Below are 23747 nucleotides of genomic sequence, written 5' to 3'. Positions count from 1 at the left end.
CTGACTTTTATTCCAGGTGCACACATTGATGTGAAAGGCATTGAAGGGAATTCACAGCCTGCCAAGTAATAATAAAAATAAGAAAGGCTAACAATGAACAGCTATTCCAAGCCCTTGTTGTGCTCGTATCTTTTGTGTGGCGTATCACTTGCCATGGCGCAAGACGCAACACAATTGAAATTGCCTCCCGTCAGCACCATTGCGTGGGCCGACAACCCTCTATACCTCGCCGACGAAAACATCCGTCGCAACGATCCGTTAGGTTCTATCCGCTACATTCCCTTGTCCGGTGATGCTCGAGACTATCTCGCTATTGGTGGCGAAGTCAGATACCAATATCAGGACTATCAACATGCTTTGTTGGGTGTGGGTGGGAAAGCCAATCCAAACAGCATGCTGCAACAGCGTTTGAGACTCAGCGCAGATCTCAATTTGAGTAATGGTCTGCGGGTATTTACCGAACTGGGTGATAACCGCGAGTTTTTCTCCGAACGGGTGAGTCGATTCAATCGCGACAAGACCGATTTACAGCAAATGTTCGCCGAGTACTCCACAGGTGATGATTCCTATGGAGTCTTCAATGTTCGGGGCGGACGTTTCGTGATGCCCATGGGCAGTGTGCGCCTTGCCGGTCTTCGCGAAGGCGCCAACGTCCGCTACACCTATGACGGCGTGAAGCTGGGCTGGCAAACCCCGGGCAAGACCCGTTGGGAGCTGTTCTCGGTCAGTCCTACGCAGATCGATCCGCTCAAGTTCGATGACCAGCGCGATAAACATCAGGATTTTTCCGGGTTGTACGGCACGGCGGTCTGGAACCCCCTCGACAGCCATATTGATGTATTCGCTTATACCTTCGGTCGCGACAATGCGGTCTACACCAGTGTCGCCGGCAATGAGCGGCGCAACAGTTATGGCGTACGGTTTTATCGCCAATCCACGCCCTGGGATTACGACATTGAAGCCGTGGTGCAGGGTGGCAACAGCGGTGGTCAGGACATCAGCGCCTGGGGACTGATGACGCAGGCGGGTTACACCTTCAAAGATGTACCGCTAACGCCTCGCTTGGGGTTTCGAGCAAACGCGTTCAGCGGCGACGACGATCCGAACGACAACACCCTCGGCGACTTCGTTGCGCCAGCGCTTGCATCAGGTCTGGTGTACACCGATGCCAATTGGTTTACCGCCACCAACATGATCAACGTCGCCCCCGTGGCTTCGCTCAAATTGACCCAGGACGTGAAGCTCGAAGCGAACGTCGATGTCCTGATGCGTGAAAGCACCAAGGACGGCATCTACTACCTCCCGACCGCCGCTCCCTACGCGCCGAACCAGGGAAATGCGCGCCATGTCGCAACCAATACCAACTTCATCGTCGACTGGCGCGTGAACCGGTTCACGACCGTTCATGCCATGTATACCCATGTCCAGGCCGGGGCGGCCCTGGAGGATATCGGCGGTAAAGACAGTGACTACTTCGGTATCTACACCCAGTTCGTTTTCTGATCCTTTGGCGATCCTTTGCCCGCTGAACAATAACAATGGAGTCCGCGATGTTCGATAAACGTAAACCATCGATGATTTGTGCTGTTGCCTTGGCCGGAGGCATGAGCCTGCTCTCGCAACCTTACAGCCATGCAGCCTCAATAGAAAAAGACAGCCGCCCGAACATCGTACTGATTGTGGCCGATGACATGGGCTATTCGGATCTGAGTGCGTTCGGCAGTGAAATTCAGACCCCCAACCTGGACGCCATTGCGAAGGCAGGGGTGACGTTCAGCAATTACCACACGGCCCCGACATGCTCACCGACGCGCTCAATGCTCATGAGCGGCACCGACAATCACATCGCCGGTGTTGGCACCATGGCCGAACTGGTACTTCCCGAGCAGGCAGGCAAACGCGGTTACGAGGGCTATCTGACCGATCGCGTTGTGGCCTTTCCGAAGCTGCTTCAGGCCAACGGTTATCGCACGATGATGGTGGGTAAATGGCACCTTGGCAAAACACCTGAACTGGGGCCGAAGGCGCGAGGTTTTGACCAGTCCTTGGCGCTCCTCGAGGGCTCTGCCGACCATTTTACTCAAGGGGGCACCACCGACAGGAATCCAACGGCGAGCTATCGATTGAACGGGGAAAGCTTCGCACTCCCGAAAGACTTCGGTTACTCGTCAGATTACTTCACGCGTACGGCTATTCAGCAGATTGGTGCGGCTAGCGACAAACCGTTCTTCGCCTATCTGGCTTACACCGCACCGCACTGGCCACTGCAGGTACCCACGGCGTATCTCGAACGCTATCGCGGCCTCTACGACAAAGGCTATGCAAGTATCGCCGAAGCACGGCTGAAACGGATGAAGGAAAAAGGACTCGTCGCACAGGATGTACAGATCAATCCCGGCCCCGGCGTATGGCCATCCTGGGAAAAGCTGTCACCCCGCGAGAGGGCGTTAGAGTCGCGCCGGATGGAGGTCTATGCGGCAATGATCACCAACCTGGACGACAACGTTGGCAAGCTGGTCAAGCACCTCAAAGACACCGGGCAGTACGACAATACAGTGTTCGTGTTCTTTTCCGACAACGGCGCAGAGGGCAGTAATCCAGAGGACGTCACGCCGAACAACGCGAAGTGGATTGCCGAAAACTTCGACAACTCACTGGACAACATTGGCAAGCCGGGATCATTCAGTGGGTACGGTCCAAACTGGGCACGTGTCAGCTCGACGCCCTTCAGGATGTACAAGGCGTTTACCTATGAAGGCGGCATTCGTACCGCAGCGTTTATCGCCGGGCCGGGTATGCGGCACGGGGAAGTTTCAGACGCTTATCTGAGTGTGAAAGACCTTGCGCCCACGTTCCTGGAACTGGCTCGGGTCGAACACCCATCAACGCGCGATACCCGCGTTGAAAAAATGCAGGGGACGTCTGCACTGAGTTTTCTAAAAGCGGCCAGCACTGCCATTCACCCGGAAGATCAGATGCAGTGCACCGAATTGTTCGGTCGTGTCTCACTGTTGCAAGGCAAATGGAAAATGACCTTCAGCAACACGCCTTGGGGGCCGGGCAAATGGGAGCTGTTCGACATTCGCAAGGACCCGACCGAGCGCACAGATCTCGCGGATCAGAATCCTCAAGTCACCCTAACTTTGCTGACTCAATGGCAAGAATGCCAAGCGCGCAACGGCATTACATGGGATGAACAACTCGCGACGAAAATCCGCTTCGGCAACGAGATCAAGCACTATGAAACAGTCGATTGATGCGCGTGCAGAACAGGATAATGCCGCTGTCAGCCCTGCCAATTGGCGCCGGCTTGAGGGCGGATCTTTCCTGATGGGGTCGGATCGTCATTACCCGGAAGAAGCCCCAGCCCATCGGGAGCAGGTTGCGGGTTTTGAAATTCAGGACACGCCCGTCACCAATGCCATGTTTGCCGAGTTCATCGCGTCCACGGGTTACGTCACGCAGGCCGAACGCCCGCTGAGACCTGAAGACTACCCGGGTGTGCCGCCGGCGCAGCTGCAACCGGCATCGCTGGTCTTCATACCGCCAACCGGCCCTGTGCTGCTGGATGATGTGAGCCGCTGGTGGTCGTTGGTTCCGGGCGCTGATTGGTCTCATCCGCGGGGACCCGGTTCGAATCTAAGCAATATGGACAATCATCCGGTGGTGCACGTCGGGCTCGAAGATGCCATGGCCTATGCCCAATGGGCGGGGTGCGACCTGCCTACCGAGCAGGAATGGGAATACGCCGCCTGGGGTGGGCATCAGGCAAGCGAGTTCGTTTGGGGGCATGAGTTGGCGCCCAATGGCCAGTACCTGGCAAACACTTGGCAGGGTGCCTTTCCCCACGAGAATCTGGAGGCCGACGGTTTCGCCGGTACGTCTGCGGTACGAACCTTTCCCGGTAATGGATTCGATCTGTTCGACATGATCGGCAATGTCTGGGAATGGACGACTTCGGTCTTCCTGTCCACCCATGACGCGCCCCAAAAGTCATGTTGCACAAACGCGAAAATGTCGGAGGGGATGAAGGTGCTCAAAGGTGGATCACACCTGTGTGCGCCCAACTACTGCCAGCGCTACCGTGCCCCAGCTCGATCGCCTCAATCCGTCGACACCACCAGTTCTCACATCGGCTTCAGGTGTGTCAGGCGATGACTGAACAACAACAAAAAACGAGCGATGCCATGCGTAAAATCAATGCTTCAGCCCTGATCGACGGGGCCCGTTTCAATGCCTTTCATGCGCGAGTGTTGTTCTGGTGCGCATTGATCATCATCTTCGATGGCTACGACCTGGTGATCTACGGTGTGGTGCTACCGTCGTTGATGGCCGAGTGGGATCTGACTGCGCTGCAGGCTGGCGCACTCGGTAGTTGTGCACTGGTCGGGATGATGCTGGGTGCACTGTTTTTCGGTTCGCTCTCGGACAGGATCGGCCGGCGTAAAACCATCATGATGTGTGTGTTGCTCTTTAGCGGCGTAACAGCGCTGAACGGCTTTGCCTCCACGCCCGAAACCTTTGCTGTATGTCGCTTCATCGCCGGGTTGGGTATTGGTGGGGTCATGCCGAATGTCGTTGCCCTGATGAATGAGTACGCGCCACGCAAATCACGCAGTACGCTGGTCGCCATCATGTTCAGTGGATACTCGCTGGGCGGGATGCTTTCGGCAGGACTTGGCATGATCTTCATCCCTTTGTGGGGATGGCAGGCAGTGTTCTATGTCGCATTGATTCCACTGCTGCTGACGCCGTTGCTGATCAAGCAATTGCCAGAGTCGATGGATTTTCTTTTGCGCAGCGGGCAACTCGAACGGGCCAAATCTTTGCTCGCGAAGGCGACGCCTGCCTATGCACCCCAAGTCGATGACCAACTGATCCATAACGTTGCGCGGGGCACGAAAATCTCGATTGGAGAGCTGTTTCGTGAGGGACGTACGGTCAGTACGCTCGCTTTGTGGGTAGCGTTTTTCTGCTGCCTGTTAATGGTTTATGCATTGAGTTCCTGGTTGCCTAAAATCATGAGCAGCGCTGGATACGGGCTGAATTCAAGCCTGGCGTTTCTGTTCGTGCTCAACACGGGTGCCATCGTGGGCGCCATCGGCGGCGGATGGCTGGGTGATCGAATCGGTATCGCCAAAGTGCTGTTGTTTTTCTTTGCTTGCGGAGCATTGTCCTTAAGCCTGTTGGCAGTGAAGGCTCCCCTGGTGATGCTCTACTTGCTCATCGCGATTGCTGGAGCCTGCACAATCGGTACTCAGATTCTGGCGAACGCCTGCGCCGTTCAATATTACCCGCCACATGTCCGTTCCACCGGTTTGGGGTGGGCGATGGGGATAGGCCGCATAGGCGCAATCATCGGGCCCGTGCTTGGCGGTGTGTTGCACGGATCAAGCTTGCCACTGCAGGCCAGTTTCCTGGTATTTGCCGTTCCGGGCGTCATTGGTGCAGCGGCTATCCTGATATTTCTCAAGCGTCGAACGGTGCAGTCGCACGAAGAAATCCGGCTACAACCCAGTGAATAGTCGTCGGGCCCGGTTCGCGCCGGGCCTAATGAGATCTGTCCCCGTGATGGTTAGAGTCATCGTCGGTGGATGGCAGACGCCAACCGTAGCGCAGCGACGCCAGCCGCAGCAGGGTGCATCCTGCTGCGGTCAGCCACGAGGCCATTACGGAATCGGCGCCGTTGTAACTCAGCAAAACCTCAACACCTGCACCAGCCAACGCGGCAGACGCGTAGATTTCCCGCTGCAGAATGCTGGGCACGCGCGACAACAAAACATCCCTGAGCACGCCGCCCCCGACGGCGCTGACCATTCCCAGTAATATTGCGACCTCGGCACCGGCATGGACGGCCAGTGCCTTTTTTGCGCCCGCCACTGCAAACAGCCCCAGGCCAATGGAATCGAACAGTTGCACAGGGGATTTCATTCGGCAAACCATCGGGTAAGCACACACCACCCATGCTGAAGCTATCAGCGACACGATCAGATAGCGCCAACTCGACAGCCCGGCCGGCGGCAGTGTGCCGAGACACAGATCCCGCAGAATCCCGCCACCACAGGCAACGATGAACGTGATGGTCGCAATGCCAAACAGATCAAGGCGCTGCTGCCGTGCGGCAATCGCACCGCTCACACCAAATGCAAACGTGCCAAGCAGATCGATGACGGTGTAGATCAGGTGGGTGTCCATGCCTGGTTACTCAGCGTTGCCGAACCAAGCGAATGCTGCGCAAAGCATCGATTCGAGCCCTGTGCGCAATGTCGGGTGCAGCAAAGGTGCGAACTGCGGCGAATGATTGCTTGGGATGCTGTTGATTTTTCCCGTGGCTTTGGCCTGTTCGTAGATCTGCGGGTCTGTGCAACCCACGAACCAGAACACGTACGGCACCTTCCACGCACGGCCGAACACACTGAAATCCTCACTCGCAGCGGCCGGCGCCGTTTCATACGCTCTGTCGCCAAACCAGGCGCCAAAGGCATCCGCCAAACGGCTGGAGGCGCGTGCATCATTAACCGTCAACGGGTAGCGGTTGATGGTGGTGATCTCTGGATCGCGCGGTGCATTGGAGGCTGAACATTCAGCGCAGCAGATGCGTTTGATCGCGCCCAGCATGTGCTCGCGTACGTCTTCGTCGTAAGTGCGCATGTTGAGTTTCAACGTGGCGTTGTCCGGGATGATGTTTTCCTTGGTGCCCGCTTGCAGCGAGCCAACGGTCAGGACGGCCTGATCGAGCGGGGAAATTTCTCTCGACACGATGGTCTGCAGGCGCAGCACGGTGGATGCCGCCATGATCACCGGATCAACCGACGTTTGTGGCTGCGAGCCATGGGCACCGCGCCCGAACATCTTGATTTTCAGGCTGTCACCGGCCGAAAGGATGGTGCCGCTGCGGTGACCCACAGTGCCGGCTGCCCCCACCATGACATGCTGACCCAGAATGATGTCTGGCTTGGGGAAGAGATCGAGCATGCCGTCGTCAATCATGTTCTGAGCGCCGACACCCACTTCTTCGCCCGGCTGGAAAACAGCCAAAAGCGTCCCGCTCCAAGTGCTGCGATTCTCCGACAGAACCCGAGCCACGCCCATCAGCCAAGTGACGTGCATGTCATGTCCACAGGAGTGGCAAACAGAAACTTCAACACCGTCTTCGTCGCGGGTGACCACATCGCTCGCATAGGGCAGGCCTGTAGCCTCGGCCATAGGCAATGCATCCATGTCAGCGCGCAGCATGACCACCGGACCGTCACCGTTACGCAACACACCGACAACACCGGTCACGCCGATTTCGCGCGTCACCTCGTAGCCATAACGCACCAGATAATCGGCGGCGATTTTCGCGGTGCGATACTCGTACATCGACAGTTCAGGATGACGGTGCAAGTCCTTGTAGACGTCCTCCAGTTCAGGCAACAAGGCATCAAGATCCGGAATCAACTTTTTCAGGGACGACATGGGGTACTCCTTACGTAAAAGAGGGCAGAAGAAAGTGGGAAGAGAGGTGGTGTCAGGAAGGCGGAAGCAGGCTTTCCATCAGTTTTGAAAGCAGACCATCCAGTGCCGCACGCTCTTTGGGCGAGAGCGCAGACACCAGTTGATCTTCAAGTTCGGAGCCGACGACAGTGGAGTCGTCAGCGATCTGCGAACCCGCGGCAGTGGTACGCAATCCAACGCTGCGGCGGTCGACCGGGTGAGGGGAGCGCGATATGAGATCACGCGATTCGAGCAGTGCCAGCGTCTTGGAGAGGAGCGTCTTTTCCAGCAAAGCCCGAGCTGACACCTCCTTTGGGGTGATATCAGGGCACGCCTGAATCAAGCGCAGAACCCGCAATCCACGGACATCCAGATCCCAGTGCTGGAGGTAGACGGCATTCGCCCGTTCCATCAGCAGGGCACTGGCCAAATCAAGCTTGAAATTCAAAAAGTCGGAATACATGGCGGGCTCCAGTCGTATGGCTGAAGTATAGAGATATAGTTGAATTATTCAACTATATTTTCAGTGACTGGTTACTGCGGTTTGGAGGTCAAGCGTGAGTATCAGTCGCCGGACAGTGCATAACGCTGTCCGACGCAGGGTTAAAGTCCTGTCACTTGATCAGCGGCACACCACTGAGGGATTGCAGATCTTCGAAGCTGATATCGGCCAGAATCTCCCTGACCTGTAAGCCGTTGGGCGTAACGTCGAGAATGGCCAGGTCAGTATAAATCCGCGTCACACAACCAATACCGGTCAGCGGGTAGGTGCATTGCGGCACCAACTTGCTTTCACCGGTCTTGGTCAGGTGATCCATCATGACGAACACCTGGCGTGCGCCAGTCGCGAGGTCCATGGCGCCGCCCACTGCCGGAATCGAGCCTTCAGCACCGGTGTGCCAGTTGGCCAGATCACCGTTGACCGAGACCTGAAAAGCACCCAGAACGGCGATATCGATGTGTCCACCACGCATCATCGAGAACGAATCGGCGTGATGAAAGTAGGCACCACCGGCCAGCAGGGTTACGTGTTGCTTGCCAGCGTTGATCAGATCATCGTCTTCCTCGCCCGGGGCGGGGCTCGGCCCCATGCCCAACACACCGTTTTCACTGTGCAGGAACACTTCCTTGTCACTCAGATAATTGGCCACCAGCGTGGGCACGCCGATGCCGAGGTTCACGTAAGAGCCTTCAAGAATATCGTCGGCCACACGCTGGGCCATTTCGCTACGTGAGAGTTTATTCATGGCAGTCATGGCGGGCCTCAGTTGACGTTGGTTTTAGCAAGACGGACAAGCGGCACGGCGACCACGCGCTGCACGAAGATCCCCGGTGTGACAATGTGCTCGGGGTCTAGCTCGCCCAACTCGACGATCCGGTTGACCTGAGCGATGGCTGTTGTCGCCGCCATGGCCATGATCGGCCCAAAATTGCGTGCAGCCTTGCGATAGGTGAGGTTGCCCCAGCGATCACCTTTTTCTGCTTTGATCAGTGCCACATCGGCGCGCAACGGCATCTCCAGCACGTAGTTGCGACCGTCGATCACCCGAGTCTCCTTGCCTTCAGCCAGAAGCGTTCCATAGCCTGTTGGCGAATAAAACGCACCGATGCCTGAACCTGCGGCGCGAATACGTTCAGCCAGGTTGCCCTGCGGGACGACTTCAAGCTGTACCTTTCCGGCCAGGTAGAGTTCGTCAAATACATAGGAATCGGACTGGCGTGGAAACGAGCAGATAACCTTGGCAACCCGCCCAGCCTTGAGCAAGGCAGCAAGACCGATTTCACCGTTGCCGGCATTGTTGCTGATGATGGTCAGATCGCGGGCGCCTGAGGCGATAACACCATCCACAAGCTCAGACGGCATGCCGGCGGTACCAAAACCACCGACCATAATGGTCGAACCATCGGCTATCCCATCAAGCGCTGCCGCGATGGATTCAAACGTTTTGTTGATCAAGTCGTTCTCCTGTTATTCATCTTGATTGAACAGATCAATCAGCATGCGAACCGCAGGGCTGGCGGCGCCTGCAGCGATATGCGTAGCGTGCCAAACAATGAGTAAAGGAGGGTGCCCGAGCAGGCGATGTCGTGCGATTAGCGAACGCAACCGTGAGTGATACGACGGGTAAAAAGACACTGCAAAAAAACACCCGGACAGGCGTCGTCATTCATCTGACTGACGATGCCTGTTCGGGTCTGTAGCGTTTGTGTCAGTAGGACTTGGCGCTACGCTCCTGATCGATAACGAGCTTGGGAAGGCGACAGAGCCTTGCGGCCCTGAGCCTTACTTCAGTACTTGATGACAGTACGGATCGACTTGCCTTCATGCATCAGGTCGAAGGCTTCATTGATGCGCTCCAATGGCATGGTGTGCGTCACGAAAGGCGCGAGCTCGATTTCACCTTTCATCGCGTCCTCAACCATTTTTGGCAACTGAGTGCGACCTTTGACACCGCCGAACGCGGAGCCTTTCCAGGTACGCCCGGTGACAAGCTGGAACGGGCGGGTCGAAATTTCCTGCCCGGCGCCTGCTACACCGATGACGATCGACTGGCCCCAGCCACGGTGTGCACTTTCCAGCGCGGCGCGCATGACATTTACGTTACCGATGCATTCGAACGAGTGGTCGACACCCCATCCGGTCGCTTCGATGATGACTTGCTGGATAGGCTTATCGTGATCCTTCGGGTTGATGCAGTCAGTGGCGCCGAAAGACCGGGCGAGCTCAAATTTTCCAGGGTTGGTGTCGACGGCAATGATGCGTCCGGCTTTGGCCTGACGCGCGCCTTGAATCACAGCCAGACCGATACCACCGAGACCGAATACCGCGACGGTGTCGCCCGGTTGCACCTTGGCCGTGTTGTGCACGGCACCAATGCCGGTGGTGACGCCGCAGCCAAGCAGGCATACATGCTCATGGTTGGCCTGCGGATTGATCTTTGCGACGGAGACTTCAGCCACCACGGTGTACTCGCTGAACGTCGAGCAACCCATGTAGTGATAAAGCGGCTGACCATTGTAGGAAAACCGAGTGGTGCCATCCGGCATCACGCCTTTGCCTTGTGTTTCGCGGACGGCGACGCACAGGTTGGTTTTGCCAGACTTGCAGAACAGGCACTCGCCACATTCGGCGGTATACAGTGGAATGACATGATCACCGGGCTTGAGGCTGGTAACGCCTTCGCCGACCTCAACCACCACGCCCGCACCTTCGTGCCCCAACACAACCGGGAACAGACCCTCCGGATCATCACCCGACAGTGTGAAGGCATCGGTATGGCACACACCGGTGTCGGTAATCTTGATCAGCACTTCGCCAGCGCGTGGCGGCGCAACGTCGATCTCGACAATTTGCAGCGGCTTACCGGGTTCAAATGCAACTGCAGCACGGGATTTCATAATGCTTTGTCTCCAAGTGGTAAATACTTTCAGGCCGGGGCCTTCGTCTGGATCGAAGGAGGTTGCGCGTGATGGCATGAGCTCAGGCCCACCAGTGGGCCTCTTCATCGATGAGTTTTTGCCAAGCGGGGGCGAAAGCAGTCGGAACGTCTCCATCAGCACTATGTGTAGTGCAACGGAGTATCCGGCCAAGGGCGTCAATCGCGGGAATCGCGTTACCGGAAAGCTTAGGCGTTCATCAGAAAAACAAACACGCCCGTACTGTTTGGTGACTACGGTCGATTTGTTTCTAATCAACTGAGCGCTAACGGCTCACGCAGGTAAATGCTCATCGGTCTGGTGAATTGTCGCAATCAGCGGGTTGGCCAACAGGCCCGTCAGTTGATGAGTAAAGCGCTGAAGCGTGACTTCGTTTCGCGTAAAAAAATGCACAGGACCGATTTTGTGCTCCTCGATCAATGCGGCCTTCTTGAGCACTGCCAAGTGTTGGGACACCGTCGATTGTGCCAGCCCGCAACGCAGAACAATCTGGCCAGCGCACACGCCGAATTCGCGACCGTAGACTTGCTGAGGGAAATACCGAATCGCGTCTTTCAGCCAGCCGAGTATCTTTCGTCTCAGCGGGTGTGCGATTGCGTGCAGGATCACTTGAGGGGAAGGAGCAGCGAGCATCGCTTGCTGATCAGCATCGGGCATTGGCATCAGTCGAGCAGCTCAGCAATGGCTTCGGCGGCAATCTGATACGAGCGACAACGTGCCGCGGGGTCATAAATCCTCGCATCTATGATCACTTCATCCGCCTGAGTGGTAGCGATGAACTGACGCAACCAACTGCCAACATCGTCCACGTCACCCACTGCAGTGCAAGACATGGCTTGGGCCAGGCTCTGTCGATCATAGGCGGAGATCCGTTCCATGTAGCCTTCTTCCGGACGCGGTAAAGGGCCTGCCTTGCCTGCGTATAAATTGCAGACCCACTGTCGATGTGAGCTGGCGATGTAGTCAGCCTCGGCCCGGGAAGGGGCCGCGAAGACATTTGCACCAGCGATAACATACGGGCTGCTTAAAACGGCCGAGGGGCGGAACGTACTGCGGTAATGGGTAATCGCTTCCATCAAAAAACGCGGGGCAAAATGCGAAGCGAATGCATAGGGCAATCCCATTTTTGCCGCAAGGTCGGCACTGTTGATACTGGAACCCAGCAGCCAGAGCGGGGTGTCGTGTTTCCCCGGGATTGCCCGAACTGGCTGTTTGCCGTTGTCCGCCAGATAGTCCTGCACTTGTCGCAGGTCTTGCGCGAAGTCGCGTTCGGAGGCATCACCGCGCAGCGCCCGAATTGCCGGCCCGGCAGATCCCGGTGCTCTGCCAATGCCAAGATCGATACGCCCCGCAAATAACGTTTCCAACGTTCCGAACTGCTCCGCAATTACGAGAGGAGAGTGATTGGGCAGCATGATCCCGCCAGAGCCCACACGCAGCTCACGCGTTGCCGCAGCCAGATGCTGAATCAGCAGGGTGGTTGCCGAGGATGCGATACCCGGCAGGTCGTGATGCTCGGCGATCCAGTAGCGTTTATAACCGTGAGCTTCCACGTGTTGCGCCAGCGCAACCGCTTCATCAAGGGTGTCAGCGAAGGTTTTGCCTTCGCCAATCATCATCAGATCCAGTACAGAGAGGGCTGTCATTGCAGGCTCCATTTCAATTCGGGTTCACAAGGCAATGCGGTCTTACTTCAATGGGAAGTTCGCCCATTGCGGATGGGCTTCAAGGCGTCGATCAATATCGCGCAGCGTTGCGAGGCATCGCTGGAGTTTCAGGTAGATATCGCCACCATAATCCCAGCCGAGCACGCCAATGCTGCCGGTGTAGCCAATGCGATTCAGTGCTGCGATCAACGCGAAGTTGTCCATCTCGCCACGATCGACCGGTTCCATCGTGGCCACGCCGCCCCAGCCCAGTTGTGAAAGCGCGCTACCGGACGTCACCACTTGCATCAGCCATGGCTTCATTGCCAAGAGGCGTGCTTCAAGCGCTCCCTCCTGGCTGGCGTACCAGTGATAACCGTTGAACGAGGCACCCAGGCGCGGGTGAGCAAACAGTTCGCAGATCTGCACGACTTGTTCGGTAGTCTGGGTCACATGATGCAGATGGGGATACAGCGCGATTCGCAGTCCACGCTGCTCGGCAATGGGCAGCAGCGACTCGATGAATCCAAGAATGGCTTGAGCACCATTGACGCTGGTTTGTATCGCCAGCTCGATAAGCTCGACACCTTCGACGGTTTCAACGATGCGTCGTATCAGACTGTCGTTACGCCCCTCGTGTAGCACCAGATAAAGCCCCTCGACGTGCAAGCCGTGGGTTTCCCTGACACGAGGTAATAAAGTGAGATCGGTCAGCGGTGTACCGCCCCAGGCCGCGACAGTGATGCCGTCATAACCCAGTTCGGCCAACATTTCGCACTGCGTTTGAAAGGCGTAAACGCCCATCGATGAGTAGAAAAATGAATCGAGTGCATGGATACGATGAGCCATGTTTATCTCCTGGGCTCAGCGCGGTGAGTCGGTCAGAACGGACCATTCGGGATGGGCCGCCAACCGGTGTTCCATGGAGCGAAACGCAGTGACCGACCGGCGCAGGTTGCCATAGACGTCACCGCCCATACTCTCCCAGCCAAGAACGCCAAAGCGTCCGTCGAAACCACGACGTTCGAGCGCGCCCAACAACACGAAGTTGTCCATTTCCCCTTCATCGAGCGGTTCGATGGTCGCCAGGCCGCCCCATCCCAGTGGCGAGCGCCGGGTGCCGGCAATGTTGACCTGTTTCAGCCAGGGCCAAACCGCGTCAAGACGTTGTTCAAGAGCCTGCTCCTGCATCGCATACCAGTGATAACCGTTGAAAACGATATTAAGTAGCGGGTGGTTGAACTCTTCGCACAATGCCACGGCTTCGGCGGTTGTCTGCATGCCGTAGCGAGCGTGGGGATAAAGATTGATCTCAAGGCCTCGACGCTCGCAGATCGGCAGCAGGTGCTCAAGCATTCTGCGGTCAGCATCGGTGACTTCGTCGCCTGAATGCAGGGCCAGCTCAATCGTGGTGCAGCCCTCAATGGTTTCGAAGATGTTGGTTACAAACGATTCCAGACCTTGGCGGTAGATCAGGTAGACCGCACCTACGTCCAGCCCCCAAGTGGGTTTGACCTGGGCGATCGACTGCAAGTCTTTACTCCAGGCAGACATCGTCATGCCTTGGTAGCCGAGTTCGGCGAGCATCTCGCACTGCGCTGCCAACGGGTAAGTGCCCAATGCGGTCTGAAAGATGAAATCCATGTGATGAAGAGGGCGATTCATGAGCGGGCCTGCATGGGTAAAGGTTCGACCGGGAGTGATGCGCTGGGGAAGTGCGGGAGAAGGTATTCGCCCAGCTCATCGATGACTTCCGAGGCGTGACGTCGCTGAGGTTTGAAGTGCAGGGCAACGTGACCGACGCCCTGATCCTGTTGACGCTTCCAATGTTCGATCAATGCGTTGCGACCGGCACGCAGCACCCGACCCGCCTGTAGTGGAAAGTTCGGGTCGCGGTCCAGATCAAACAGCGTGCCGTAGCCGTAGGGCTTGTAAATCCCTTGGCCACAGACCGTGCGCCAGCGTTCGATGATTTGCGGAATCAGGATCGGATTGGAGATATACGAGAGAATGCCGTCGGTGTTTTCGCCAATCCACTCCAGCGACTGGCCGGCCTGACCCACAATAATGGTCGGCATACGTGGGCCGACAGGCTTGGGAATGAGGTCGATATCACCGTTCAACTGGCCATAAAACCTAGAGGCATGCACTGGCCAGTGGGTTTCGGTTGCAGCGCGGATGATCGCCAGCGCATCACGGAAACGCTCGGCGCGATTGTTGAAATCAAGCCCGAAAGCAGGGTATTCCACCGGACGGTCGCCGGTGGCCAGGCCGAGGATAAATCGTCCCCCTAGCAACTGATCGATGCTCGCGGCCTGTTTGGCAACGATCAATGGATCGCGCAAAGGGAGAACGATGCCCGCGGTACCGATGGCGATATTACGGGTCACGCCAGCCAGAAATCCGGCGTACACCAGAGGGTCAAGAATCTGCCCCACATCACCGAAGTTCGGGTCATAGAACGGTACATCACGAAGCCAGATGGCAGAAAAACCGGCCTCATCGACCCGGCGAGCCAACTGTGCATGATCTTGCAGAGTCGGGCCCGGACTGTCGGGGTAACTTTCCAAGGGGGCGATGAAGCCAAACGTCAGATGACCGGGCTGAAAAACCCGCGCATAACCGCGGTGCTGTTGCAGTTCCGGCGCACTCGTATAGCGAGAGGACATGATTTTCGAGGGCTCTTCTGTAATCCAGGATGGCAAAGGCTTCGCGAGGCGATACGCCTTGGGGTGAAGCCACGATTTCGGTGACTATAGGTTGTATGATGTGAAAGAAAAACAGGATGCAGTTCCGAACATTTATGAATAAAACGCTCAAATAGACCGGAGTCGTCATGGACCATTTTGGAGCGCTCGGCGCGTTCGTTCAGGCCGCGCAAACGCGCAGCTTTACCGAGGCTGGACGGAGGATTGGCGTATCTTCATCGGCGGTCAGCAAGGCCGTGGCGCGCTTGGAGGAAGAACTCGGCGTCAGGTTGTTTCACCGCTCCACGCGCGCGATCACGCTGACCTCCGAGGGCAGTGTGTTCCTTGAACGTTGTCACCGTATTTTTGCGGAATATGAGGTCGCCAAACGGGAGATCACCGAGGCCGCTGGTAAACCCCAGGGCAAATTGCGTCTGGGCTTGCCCCAATTGGGCATGCGTTTGATGCCTCACTTGATTGCGTTTCAGCAGGCCTATCCCGACGTAGAGCTGGAGCTTGAATTCAGTGATCGATTGGTTAACGTCATCGAGGAGGGTTTTGACGCGGTGATGCGTATCGGTGAAGTCGAGGACTCGCGCCTGACAATGCGCAAGCTCAATGGCTACAGCCATCGGCTCGTCGCATCGCCTGACTACCTTGCAACCCGCGGAACGCCTGCACGGCCGTCAGATCTCGCCGGTCATTCCTGCCTGCGTTACCGGTATCCAACCAGTGGCAAACTCGACCCTTGGCCACTGCTGACAAAAAAGGGTCAGGACAGCTATGAACCCGGGCAGTCGGCGACCGCCAATGCGATAGAGCCGCTCATGGCGATGGCTGAGGCGGGATTGGGAATCGCGTGCCTACCAGACTTTTTTGTCGAAGATGCGATCGCCGATGGAAGATTGATCCCGCTGCTGGATCGCTACATGAGCGATCACCGCACGTTCAGCATTCTTTGGCCATCGAGTCGCCACCCTCTGCCGAAAATAAAAGCGTTCGTCAGCTTTATGACTGAGCGACTGGCGTGATGTGCCACCGTTGACCACAACGCAAAACGCCGATGCACTGGATTGCTCCAGTGCATCGGCATTCAAGTAATAAGCAGCGAGTTACGCTGTGCGGGATGCCTTCGCGGCAAAGGCACCGTCACCCAGCAGTGCAACAACCAATGCCGTCACGGACAAATAGATCGGGTATTCCCAGCCGCCGTTGGCATTGGTGAAACTCCAGCCGTTGCCGAAGTGGACGGTTGCGGCGACGAACAGCTGAACCACCGCCAAGGCGGCCACCCAGCGTGCGTAAACACCCAATACCAACATCAAGCCGCCGATCACTTCAAATGCCATGACCGGGTAAGCGAGGAAGCCCGGAAAACCGATGGATTCAAAAAAACCTGCGGTACCTGCGGGCGTGAAAACAAACACTTTGTTCAGGCCGTGAGCGATAAACATGATGCCCAGGGCGAGGCGCATCACAAATGCAGCGTAGGGGGCGGTGCGAGAGTCAATCATGGTGTAGCTCCTTTTTGTTTAATGAGTCAGTGATAGCGTTTGGGTCAGCCATGTCGAGAAGTCAGCCAGTTCTTCAGCGACGATCTCGTGGGCCATTTCGTAGAAATGGGTTTCGTGGACGACGCCGATTCGATCCAGCCAAGCGTCAGCTTCTTTGGCCCAGTCCACCGGCAACACGCCGTCGTGGTGACCGTGGGCGATGAATGCCGACACTGACTTGAGACGCTCAGGCGAGGCGACCTTCGGAGCAATCTCGCGCAGCATTCGGCCGCTGAGGATCGCAAAGCCTTGCACCAGCTCTGGCTCGGTCACGCCCAGACTGGCGCTCATGATGCCGCCCTGACTGAAGCCAGCGATGACCGTTGGCAACTGGGGCAGCGCGTCGATAAAGGTGTGCAGCAGATGCCGGCTGGCTTCCGCTTGCTCTTGGTTGAACGAAGGGCCATTACTGGTGAAGTTCACCTGATACCAGGCAAAGCCTTGAGGGCCGACCTGGAGGGGAGCACGCAGCAAAATCACTTCCAGACCTTCGGGTAGCGATTGAGCCATAGACGCAAGGTTGGCTTCATTAGAACCCACGCCATGCAGCAGAATCAGTCGGCCCTTGGGCGCTGCAATGCTGCAGCCCTTGCGGAAAAAGAGGCCCGATTGCGGCTCGCGGGCCGCTTCGGAAAAAGTCGTATCACGCATGGTTGGTAACGCCTTGATTGAGAGGAGTGGATTCAGATCCATCTTCGTTTTTCGAGGAAAACAGGTAACTGTCCATCGCCAGCACGCCGTAGGACACGCCGCCTTCCAGCACGCGGGTGTCATAACGTTCGCCTGCGGCACCCAGAGCGATCAGCAACGGCAAAAAGTGCTCGTCCGTCGGGTGAGCGCGCTCGGCAGAGGGCGCCTGTTGCCGGTAATCCAAGAGTTGATCGGTTTGCCCGGCACGCAGTGTTTGCGCGGTCCAGGCCGCGAACGCCTTCACGTAATCCGCACCCTCGCGGGTCGCTCCGCGAAACTCATACAAGTTATGAGTCAGGCTGCCGGACGCTACGATCAGTACGTTCATGTCACGCAGTGGTTTAAGCGCTTCACCGAGTTTCCAGGCCTGATGGGTATCAAGGCGCGCGGGCATCGACACCTGAACCACGGGAATGTCGGCTTCGGGCGCCAAGTACATCAGTGGCACCCAGGCCCCATGATCCAGCCCACGCTGATGATCGAGTCGGGAGGTCCAGCCTGCTGCCTGTAGCAGTTTGACGATGTGGGCAGCCAGGATCGGCGCACCCGGTGCAGGGTAGCGCAACTGGTACAACTCGTCGGGGAAACCACCGAAGTCGTGAATGGTTTGTGGGGCGGTGCTCGCTGTGACGTTGACTTCACCGCGAGTCATCCAGTGCGGAGACAGGATGACAATGGCGTCAGGTCGCGGCAGTTCGCGACCGAGTTCGGCCAGACGTGGACCAGCCAGACCGGGCTCGATGGCAAACAGCGGAGCACCATGAGACACAAATAGCAGGGGGAACGAGGTGTTCATGGTGAAAGCTCCAATGTGATTACTTGTTTAGCCAGACCGGGGCGATCGAGGTGCCCAGACCGGCGCCGTAGCCGAGGTAGATATTCAGGCCGGCGAGTGGCTCCAGGTAACGCGCGTTGATCAGTCCACCGGCGTTCACCGCGTTCCAGCCCAGGCTGTAGGCGAGGGTGATAGCGGTTTGTTTGGCACGCTCACTGTCGCTGGCGACGAACACGCTGCCTTTCTGGTTATCCGCGAACGTCGGACCATCGGCGAGTACTTGAGCAAACAGGGTGTTGAAGGCTTTGACGACGTGCGCTTGAGGCACTGCTTTGGCGATTTCCTCGCCGGCGCTGGTCTCGTGACCGATGGTCAGCGACATGTAATCGGCGCTCAGCGGGTTGGTGATGTCGATGACGATTTTGCCAATCAAATCGCCGAGGCTTTGCAGCGCAGCTACGGCATCCGGGTAGGCGGTTGCAAGCACCACGACATCGCTGTCGCCCAGAGCCTCTGCTGCCGGATAAGCCTCTGCGTTTTCAAACTGAGCAGCCAGTGCTTTGGCCTTTTCCATGTCACGGCCAGTGACTCGAACGATGTGTCCGGCGGCGGACAATTGCTTGGTGAACGCCGAACCCATGTTGCCGGTACCTACGACTGTAATTTTCATAGTGACTTCATCTCCGTTGATGTGCGTTTCGATGGGGTCAGTTTATAGGTTGTAAAAATGGGATAAATAAGGCGAAATGTGATTAATAGTTCCACTTAGTGAGACAGTAATGGACAGGGCGTTAGAGATGCAGGTCTTCTGCACGGTGGTGGATAAAGGCAGCTTCGTCGGCGCAGCCGAGCCGCTGGAGATGTCGAAGGCGGCCATTTCGCGTTACGTCAGTGGGCTTGAAGAGCGCCTGGGCGTGCGGCTGTTGCATCGCACCACGCGCAAGCTTTCATTGACGGAGGAGGGGCGCCAGTTCTATCACCAGGCACGCGATGTACTGACGCTGATGGATCAAGCGGAAGAGGCAGTTTCGTCGTCGGCGCCCGAGCCGAGCGGTGTACTGCGGATCAATGCGCCGGTCAGTTTCGGGGTGCTGCACTTGGCTCCGGTGTGGGCAGACTTCATGAAGGTTTACCCCAACGTGGAACTGGATATCAGCCTGAATGACCGGTTGGTGGATCTGGTGGAGGAGGGCTTTGATGCCGCCGTTCGCATTGCGCGGATGGAAAGTTCTTCTCTGGTGGGGCGACGTCTGGCGGGTACGCGAATGTGCTTGTGCGCTTCGCCCGAGTACCTGGCCAATCACCCTGAGATTCGCTCGCTGTCTGACCTGACTGAGCATGGCGTGATCGCCTACACCAACTTTGCCAGCGGCAACGAGTGGCAGTTCGAAGGGCCTGACGGAAGCGAGACTGTGCGTACACGCTCAAGCGTGCGCTGCAATAATGGCGATACCTGTCGCAGCATTGCACTGGCAGGCGGTGGAATCGCCCTGCAGCCCAGTTTCATGGTGGCCGAAGACCTGCGCAAGGGGGATCTGGTTGAGATTCTGCCGGCGTATCAATCGGTCGAACTGGGCATCTATGTGGTCTATCCCACGCGCAAGCATCTGGCGACCAAAGTCCGCGTGTTGATCAACTTTCTGGCTGAGCGTTTCGCTCACCCGCAATGGGAGCGCTAGAACAGGTTCAGCAAAAAATCCCGACTGACAACAAGGGGGAGCATTCAGCCGGGCAAAAGGAGCCTGTATCAATTACGACCGTTGCAAGAATCTGTGCAGATCTGCCGCAAACTTTTCCGGGTGCTTAAATGCCAGGAAGTGATCGCCCTGGTCCGCCTTGCTGTAGACATGCAGAACTGAGTCCGGGATTACGGCGTGCATCCATCGCTGACTTTCCAGCCAGTCGCTGTATTCGCCGGAAAAAATCGCCGTCGGAACGTCAATCTTGCTTTGAATGACATCGCGCCAATCGTTGGTAGCGTGATCGAAAAGTACCAGGCCAGTGAACGCCATGTCGTCTTTCACCACGGCCTGTACGAGGCTAATCACATTGTGAAAGTAAGGGGAGTCGAGCGCCATCGAGCGCTCGACAACCCGGCTGCCAGAAACCAACTGGTTGGTGGGCGTCATGTTGACGTAGGAAGCGATCATGCGTTCAGGCGATGTGGTGAATGCGCCGGCCTCCAGTCGCTGCTGTTCCGTCCAGTCAGCGTGGCAGTAGATTGAGGGGGATTGGTCAATGATGCTAAGGGTACGGATGCCTTGTGTGCCGAAAAGATCAATATAAGCCCACATGATCGAGGCCCCCATGGACCAACCGCAATAGTGCGCTTGGGGCAGATCCAGATGCTGCGCAAATTCCTTCACATCCATGGCGTAACGCGAGATGCGATTACCTTTTACGGTCTTCTCCGAAAGCCCCTGGTTGCGGACATCGAGCACGTAAACGTGATAATGCTTGCTCAGGATTTGCATGAGGTGGAAATACATTGCGCCGTTCGCAGACCAGCCGGGAATGAAGATCAACGGCTGACCGCTTCCGGCTTCCCAGTACGCCAGGCTCACACCGTCGCCTGTGGTGAAGCTGCTGATTTTCAGATCTTCAAAGTCCGCAGCGCGGAACGGCTGGCCAATGATTTCGTGCGGAAAGTAAAAGTCTTCGCCGAGTATTTCGGAGAGCGATTGATTTTTCAGCGGGTATTTCACAGTCCTTCCCATGTCTTTAAAAGTCGTGTCTGAACAGGCGAATGCCTCGCCAGGCGCAGCGATTCGCTGCAACACCACGATAGGCCTTGGACAGTAGGGAAATAAATACTCAAAATGCCCGAACATTAGAAACGGATTGTTGGGAATGGATCGTCTGAGCAGCATGGCGGCGTTTGTTAAAGCCGTGGAAATGGGATCTTTCAGTGCCGCCGGTGACGCGTTGCAAATGTCGGCGCAACTGATTGGCAAACATGTCCATCATTTGGAGCAACACTTGGGCGTACGCCTGCTCAATCGCACGACTCGACGACAGAGCCTGACGGACTTCGGGCGTGAATTCTACGAGCGTTCCAAATTCATTCTTGCGGAAGTGGAGTCGGCTGAGAACCTGGCCGCGCACACTCAGGCTTTGCCCAGCGGGCGCTTGAGGATCAACGCGCCCGTCAGTTTCGGCATGCAGTCTCTTGCGCCGCGACTGCCTGAGTTCATGGAAGCCAATCCATTGGTGAGCATCGAGTTGAGCCTCGCCAACCGCGCGATTGACCTCATCGATGAAGGTTTCGACGTGGTATTCAGGGTCGGGCAATTGGCTGACAGCGGGCTGGTTGCCAGGGAACTGGCGCCCTATAAACTTGTGCTGTGCGCTGCACCTTCTTATCTGCAAGGCAAGCCAGCGATCGAAACACCGTGGGACCTTCAGGACCATGAATGCCTGGGTTTCTCGCACACGGAATTACGTACACACTGGACATTCAATGGCCCGGAAGGAACGGTGGTTGTTCCGGTTGGCAGCCGCTTCATGGCTGACCACGGGGAACCGCTGTTGTGTGCCGCATTGGCCGGCCTGGGCATATTGCTGCAGCCGGAGGAATTGGTTCGCCAATCACTAAAGGAAGGTGAGCTGGTTGCTTTACTGCCCGACTACCCACCTCCAAGTCGCCCCCTGCATGTGTTGTATGCACCTGATCGCAGGTTGACGCCAAAATTGCGCAGTTTTCTCGACTTCGCTATAGCGGCGTTTGGAGCCGAAGCCATTGCGCCCTAGCGCTTTTGAAACAAACTGTTGTAGATCCCCATTCCGAATCGATATTTATCCACGCGAGGGCAGCCCATACAGTGGCAGCTTTGTTTTCTACGCCGACAGTAGAAACAGATGACGGGTAGAAATACCCGCTCATTCTTGACGGAGAAATGATGATTATTCAACTCGATAGCAAACACGCACTGGTTACCGCTTCTACCGGAGGTATTGGTTTCGCCATTGCCAAGGGGCTTGCACAGGCCGGCGCAGCGGTTGTCATAAACGGTCGCAGTGAACGCTCGGTCAACGACGCGATCGCTCGGTTGCACGCGGCAGTGCCCGGCGCGACCGTCAGTGGTGTGGCTGCGGATCTGAGTTCTGCCGAAGGCGTGGAGGTCTTGCTCGCTGGTGTCAGTGGCATCGACATCCTGGTGAACAATGCAGGCATCTATGAGCCACAGGATTTCTTTGAAACAGACGACGAGGTCTGGAACAACTACTGGCAAACCAACGTGATGTCCGGCGTTCGTCTCAGTCGCGCATTGCTGCCAGCCATGGTTGAGAACGGTTGGGGCCGGGTGGTGTTTGTCGCCTCCGAGTCGGCCCGAAATATTCCCGCGGACATGATCCATTACGGTGTGTCAAAAACGGCGCAGTTGGCGTTGGCTCGTGGCCTCGCAAAACGCGTGGCTGGCAGCGGTGTGACCGTCAACAGCGTCCTGCCTGGGCCGACGCTGTCCGATGGCGTGGCAGACATGATGAAGGGTGAAGTAGAGCGCACCGGCAAATCGCTGGAGACGGTCGTCGCTGATTTTGTGATGCAGCATCGCCCGAGCTCGATCATCCAGCGTGCAGCCACTGTGGAGGAGGTGGCCAACATGATCGTTTATGTGTGCTCGCCGCAAGCATCGGCCACTACGGGAGCTTCGCTCAGAGTCGATGGTGGCGTGGTCGACGACATCGTCTGATTCGAAACAATCGCAGACCCATGCCGGCCTGCGTCATGGGTCTCTTTTGTTCATAGCCTGGAGCCTTTGCGATGATGCTGCATTCGATCGCAGTCGCGGCGTGTCTTTTAGCTGGAGTAGTGATGGCAAGTGATCAAGTGGCGCGCGCATATACAACGCCCGCCGAATATCAGCTGTCGGGCGTTTCGCTGGTCGATACGCTTTATCAAGGGCAGCACGCCTTAGCGCTGCAAATGCCCGGTTCCTCCTATCAAGACCCGACCCGGGAACGGTTGCTCGACAGAGACTTCATGGCGTGGCTGCCCATGGATTTTGGGGATGGCTCCATCGAGGTCGACGTCGCCAGTGACTTGGCAATAGACGCACCTGAATACGCGCGTGGATTTGTCGGTGTTGCCTTTCGTATCGACAGGACAGGACGCTTCGAAAGCATTTACCTGCGACCGACCAACAGTTCGGCTGATGACCAGATACGACGCAATCATTCTGTGCAATACGCCGGTTATCCAGACTTCAGATTTGATCAGCTTCGCAAAGAATCGCCGGAAAAGTACGAGACCTACGCCGACCTCGAGTTGGGTCGATGGATTCATATGAAGTTGGTGATCAAAGGTTCAAACGTTGATCTGTTCCTGGATCACAACGAGAAACCAGCGTTTATCGTACGGGATCTGAAGTACGGGGCGGCGCAGCGCGGAGGAGTGGGTATCTGGATCGAGTCCGGGACAGTCGCGCACTTCAGAAATCTGCGGATTTTCAGCGACGACAAGGGTTGAGCTTCAAAGGCT

25 protein-coding genes are annotated in these 23747 nt (G+C 56.8%); 9 read left to right on the top strand and 16 right to left on the bottom strand.

Annotated features, from left to right (window positions below):
• Window positions 1-93 precede the first annotated feature (93 nt).
• The 4 genes from BK670_RS11610 to BK670_RS11595 are packed head-to-tail and all read left to right on the top strand — an operon-like array spanning window position 94 to window position 5525.
• Window positions 94-1503: an alginate export family protein gene (locus BK670_RS11610; RefSeq protein WP_123449876.1), complete on the top strand. Its 1410-nt coding sequence runs from the start codon at window positions 94-96 to the stop codon at window positions 1501-1503.
• A 47-nt stretch (window positions 1504-1550) separates the two neighbouring features.
• A complete protein-coding gene (locus BK670_RS11605) occupies window positions 1551-3257 on the top strand; it encodes an arylsulfatase (protein WP_123449875.1) in 1707 nt (568 codons plus the stop codon).
• Entirely contained in the window at window positions 3241-4158 is a 918-nt protein-coding gene (locus BK670_RS11600) for a formylglycine-generating enzyme family protein (RefSeq protein WP_123449874.1), read from the top strand. Before BK670_RS11605 ends, BK670_RS11600 begins: the two co-directional genes overlap by 17 nt.
• A gap of 29 nt (window positions 4159-4187) precedes the next feature.
• Window positions 4188-5525, top strand: a complete 1338-nt coding sequence (locus tag BK670_RS11595; RefSeq protein WP_123451350.1) for an MFS transporter — start codon at window positions 4188-4190, stop codon at window positions 5523-5525.
• Between the two features lie 25 nt (window positions 5526-5550).
• Here the strand turns inward: BK670_RS11595 and BK670_RS11590 are convergent, their stop codons facing one another.
• The 11 genes from BK670_RS11590 to BK670_RS11540 form a co-directional block, all read right to left on the bottom strand.
• Window positions 5551-6195, bottom strand: coding sequence for a trimeric intracellular cation channel family protein (locus tag BK670_RS11590; protein WP_123449873.1), 645 nt, complete (start codon window positions 6193-6195; stop codon window positions 5551-5553).
• Between the two features lie 6 nt (window positions 6196-6201).
• Window positions 6202-7458: a M20 family metallopeptidase gene (locus tag BK670_RS11585; RefSeq protein WP_123449872.1), complete on the bottom strand. Its 1257-nt coding sequence runs from the start codon at window positions 7456-7458 to the stop codon at window positions 6202-6204.
• Between the two features lie 52 nt (window positions 7459-7510).
• Window positions 7511-7939 (bottom strand): MarR family winged helix-turn-helix transcriptional regulator, encoded by a 429-nt coding sequence (locus BK670_RS11580; RefSeq protein WP_123449871.1) that lies wholly within the window; start codon window positions 7937-7939, stop codon window positions 7511-7513.
• Between the two features lie 151 nt (window positions 7940-8090).
• Window positions 8091-8732 carry a 3-oxoacid CoA-transferase subunit B gene (locus BK670_RS11575; protein WP_123449870.1) on the bottom strand — a complete coding sequence of 214 codons (642 nt, stop codon included), beginning with the start codon at window positions 8730-8732 and terminating at the stop codon, window positions 8091-8093.
• A gap of 8 nt (window positions 8733-8740) precedes the next feature.
• Complete coding sequence (locus BK670_RS11570) at window positions 8741-9433, bottom strand: 3-oxoacid CoA-transferase subunit A (protein WP_123449869.1); 693 nt, start codon at window positions 9431-9433, stop codon at window positions 8741-8743.
• A 332-nt stretch (window positions 9434-9765) separates the two neighbouring features.
• Window positions 9766-10875, bottom strand: coding sequence for an S-(hydroxymethyl)glutathione dehydrogenase/class III alcohol dehydrogenase (locus tag BK670_RS11565; RefSeq protein WP_123449868.1), 1110 nt, complete (start codon window positions 10873-10875; stop codon window positions 9766-9768).
• A gap of 312 nt (window positions 10876-11187) precedes the next feature.
• Window positions 11188-11571 (bottom strand): ArsR/SmtB family transcription factor, encoded by a 384-nt coding sequence (locus BK670_RS11560; protein WP_123451348.1) that lies wholly within the window; start codon window positions 11569-11571, stop codon window positions 11188-11190.
• A gap of 5 nt (window positions 11572-11576) precedes the next feature.
• Window positions 11577-12560 carry an LLM class flavin-dependent oxidoreductase gene (locus tag BK670_RS11555; protein WP_123449867.1) on the bottom strand — a complete coding sequence of 328 codons (984 nt, stop codon included), beginning with the start codon at window positions 12558-12560 and terminating at the stop codon, window positions 11577-11579.
• A gap of 42 nt (window positions 12561-12602) precedes the next feature.
• Window positions 12603-13409 (bottom strand): sugar phosphate isomerase/epimerase family protein, encoded by an 807-nt coding sequence (locus BK670_RS11550; protein WP_123449866.1) that lies wholly within the window; start codon window positions 13407-13409, stop codon window positions 12603-12605.
• Between the two features lie 15 nt (window positions 13410-13424).
• Window positions 13425-14225, bottom strand: coding sequence for a sugar phosphate isomerase/epimerase family protein (locus BK670_RS11545; protein ID WP_123449865.1), 801 nt, complete (start codon window positions 14223-14225; stop codon window positions 13425-13427).
• Entirely contained in the window at window positions 14222-15229 is a 1008-nt protein-coding gene (locus tag BK670_RS11540; RefSeq protein ID WP_123449864.1) for an LLM class oxidoreductase, read from the bottom strand. The genes BK670_RS11545 and BK670_RS11540 overlap by 4 nt, the downstream gene beginning before the upstream one ends.
• Before the next feature lie 167 nt (window positions 15230-15396).
• Between BK670_RS11540 and BK670_RS11535 the strand changes: the two genes are divergently transcribed.
• The gene (locus BK670_RS11535) at window positions 15397-16278 is read left to right on the top strand and encodes a LysR family transcriptional regulator (protein ID WP_123449863.1); all 882 of its coding nucleotides are present in this window, start codon (window positions 15397-15399) and stop codon (window positions 16276-16278) included.
• Window positions 16279-16359: 81 nt separating this feature from the next.
• Here BK670_RS11535 and BK670_RS11530 read toward each other — a convergent pair whose 3' ends face one another.
• The 4 genes from BK670_RS11530 to BK670_RS11515 are packed head-to-tail and all read right to left on the bottom strand — an operon-like array spanning window position 16360 to window position 18935.
• Window positions 16360-16761 carry a DoxX family protein gene (locus BK670_RS11530; protein WP_123449862.1) on the bottom strand — a complete coding sequence of 134 codons (402 nt, stop codon included), beginning with the start codon at window positions 16759-16761 and terminating at the stop codon, window positions 16360-16362.
• Window positions 16762-16779: 18 nt separating this feature from the next.
• Window positions 16780-17451 (bottom strand): alpha/beta hydrolase, encoded by a 672-nt coding sequence (locus BK670_RS11525; protein ID WP_123449861.1) that lies wholly within the window; start codon window positions 17449-17451, stop codon window positions 16780-16782.
• Window positions 17444-18286 carry a DODA-type extradiol aromatic ring-opening family dioxygenase gene (locus tag BK670_RS11520; protein ID WP_007910317.1) on the bottom strand — a complete coding sequence of 281 codons (843 nt, stop codon included), beginning with the start codon at window positions 18284-18286 and terminating at the stop codon, window positions 17444-17446. Before BK670_RS11520 ends, BK670_RS11525 begins: the two co-directional genes overlap by 8 nt.
• A gap of 19 nt (window positions 18287-18305) precedes the next feature.
• On the bottom strand, window positions 18306-18935 hold the full coding sequence (locus tag BK670_RS11515; RefSeq protein ID WP_123449860.1) for an NADPH-dependent F420 reductase: 630 nt from the start codon (window positions 18933-18935) through the stop codon (window positions 18306-18308).
• A 109-nt stretch (window positions 18936-19044) separates the two neighbouring features.
• On the opposite strand from BK670_RS11515, the gene BK670_RS11510 reads away from it, so the two are divergent.
• Window positions 19045-19944: a LysR family transcriptional regulator gene (locus tag BK670_RS11510; RefSeq protein WP_123449859.1), complete on the top strand. Its 900-nt coding sequence runs from the start codon at window positions 19045-19047 to the stop codon at window positions 19942-19944.
• 72 nt (window positions 19945-20016) lie between these two features.
• On the opposite strand, the gene BK670_RS11505 is transcribed toward BK670_RS11510, so the two are convergent.
• The gene (locus BK670_RS11505) at window positions 20017-20970 is read right to left on the bottom strand and encodes an alpha/beta fold hydrolase (protein WP_123449858.1); all 954 of its coding nucleotides are present in this window, start codon (window positions 20968-20970) and stop codon (window positions 20017-20019) included.
• 145 nt (window positions 20971-21115) lie between these two features.
• Between BK670_RS11505 and BK670_RS11500 the strand changes: the two genes are divergently transcribed.
• The 3 genes from BK670_RS11500 to BK670_RS11490 all read left to right on the top strand — a co-directional run bounded on the left by BK670_RS11500 (window position 21116) and on the right by BK670_RS11490 (window position 23735).
• On the top strand, window positions 21116-22015 hold the full coding sequence (locus BK670_RS11500; protein ID WP_123449857.1) for a LysR family transcriptional regulator: 900 nt from the start codon (window positions 21116-21118) through the stop codon (window positions 22013-22015).
• Window positions 22016-22164: 149 nt separating this feature from the next.
• Window positions 22165-22959, top strand: a complete 795-nt coding sequence (locus BK670_RS11495) for an SDR family NAD(P)-dependent oxidoreductase (RefSeq protein ID WP_123449856.1) — start codon at window positions 22165-22167, stop codon at window positions 22957-22959.
• 71 nt (window positions 22960-23030) lie between these two features.
• Window positions 23031-23735, top strand: a complete 705-nt coding sequence (locus tag BK670_RS11490) for a hypothetical protein (RefSeq protein ID WP_259697557.1) — start codon at window positions 23031-23033, stop codon at window positions 23733-23735.
• The last annotated feature ends 12 nt before the right edge of the window (window positions 23736-23747 follow it).

Origin of the sequence: Pseudomonas fluorescens (assembly GCF_003732425.1) — a bacterium.
Classification (GTDB): Bacteria; Pseudomonadota; Gammaproteobacteria; order Pseudomonadales; family Pseudomonadaceae; genus Aquipseudomonas; species Aquipseudomonas fluorescens_BE.
The sequence above is the reverse complement of the archived record's forward strand: the minus strand, read 5'-3'. Positions and strand labels throughout refer to the sequence as shown.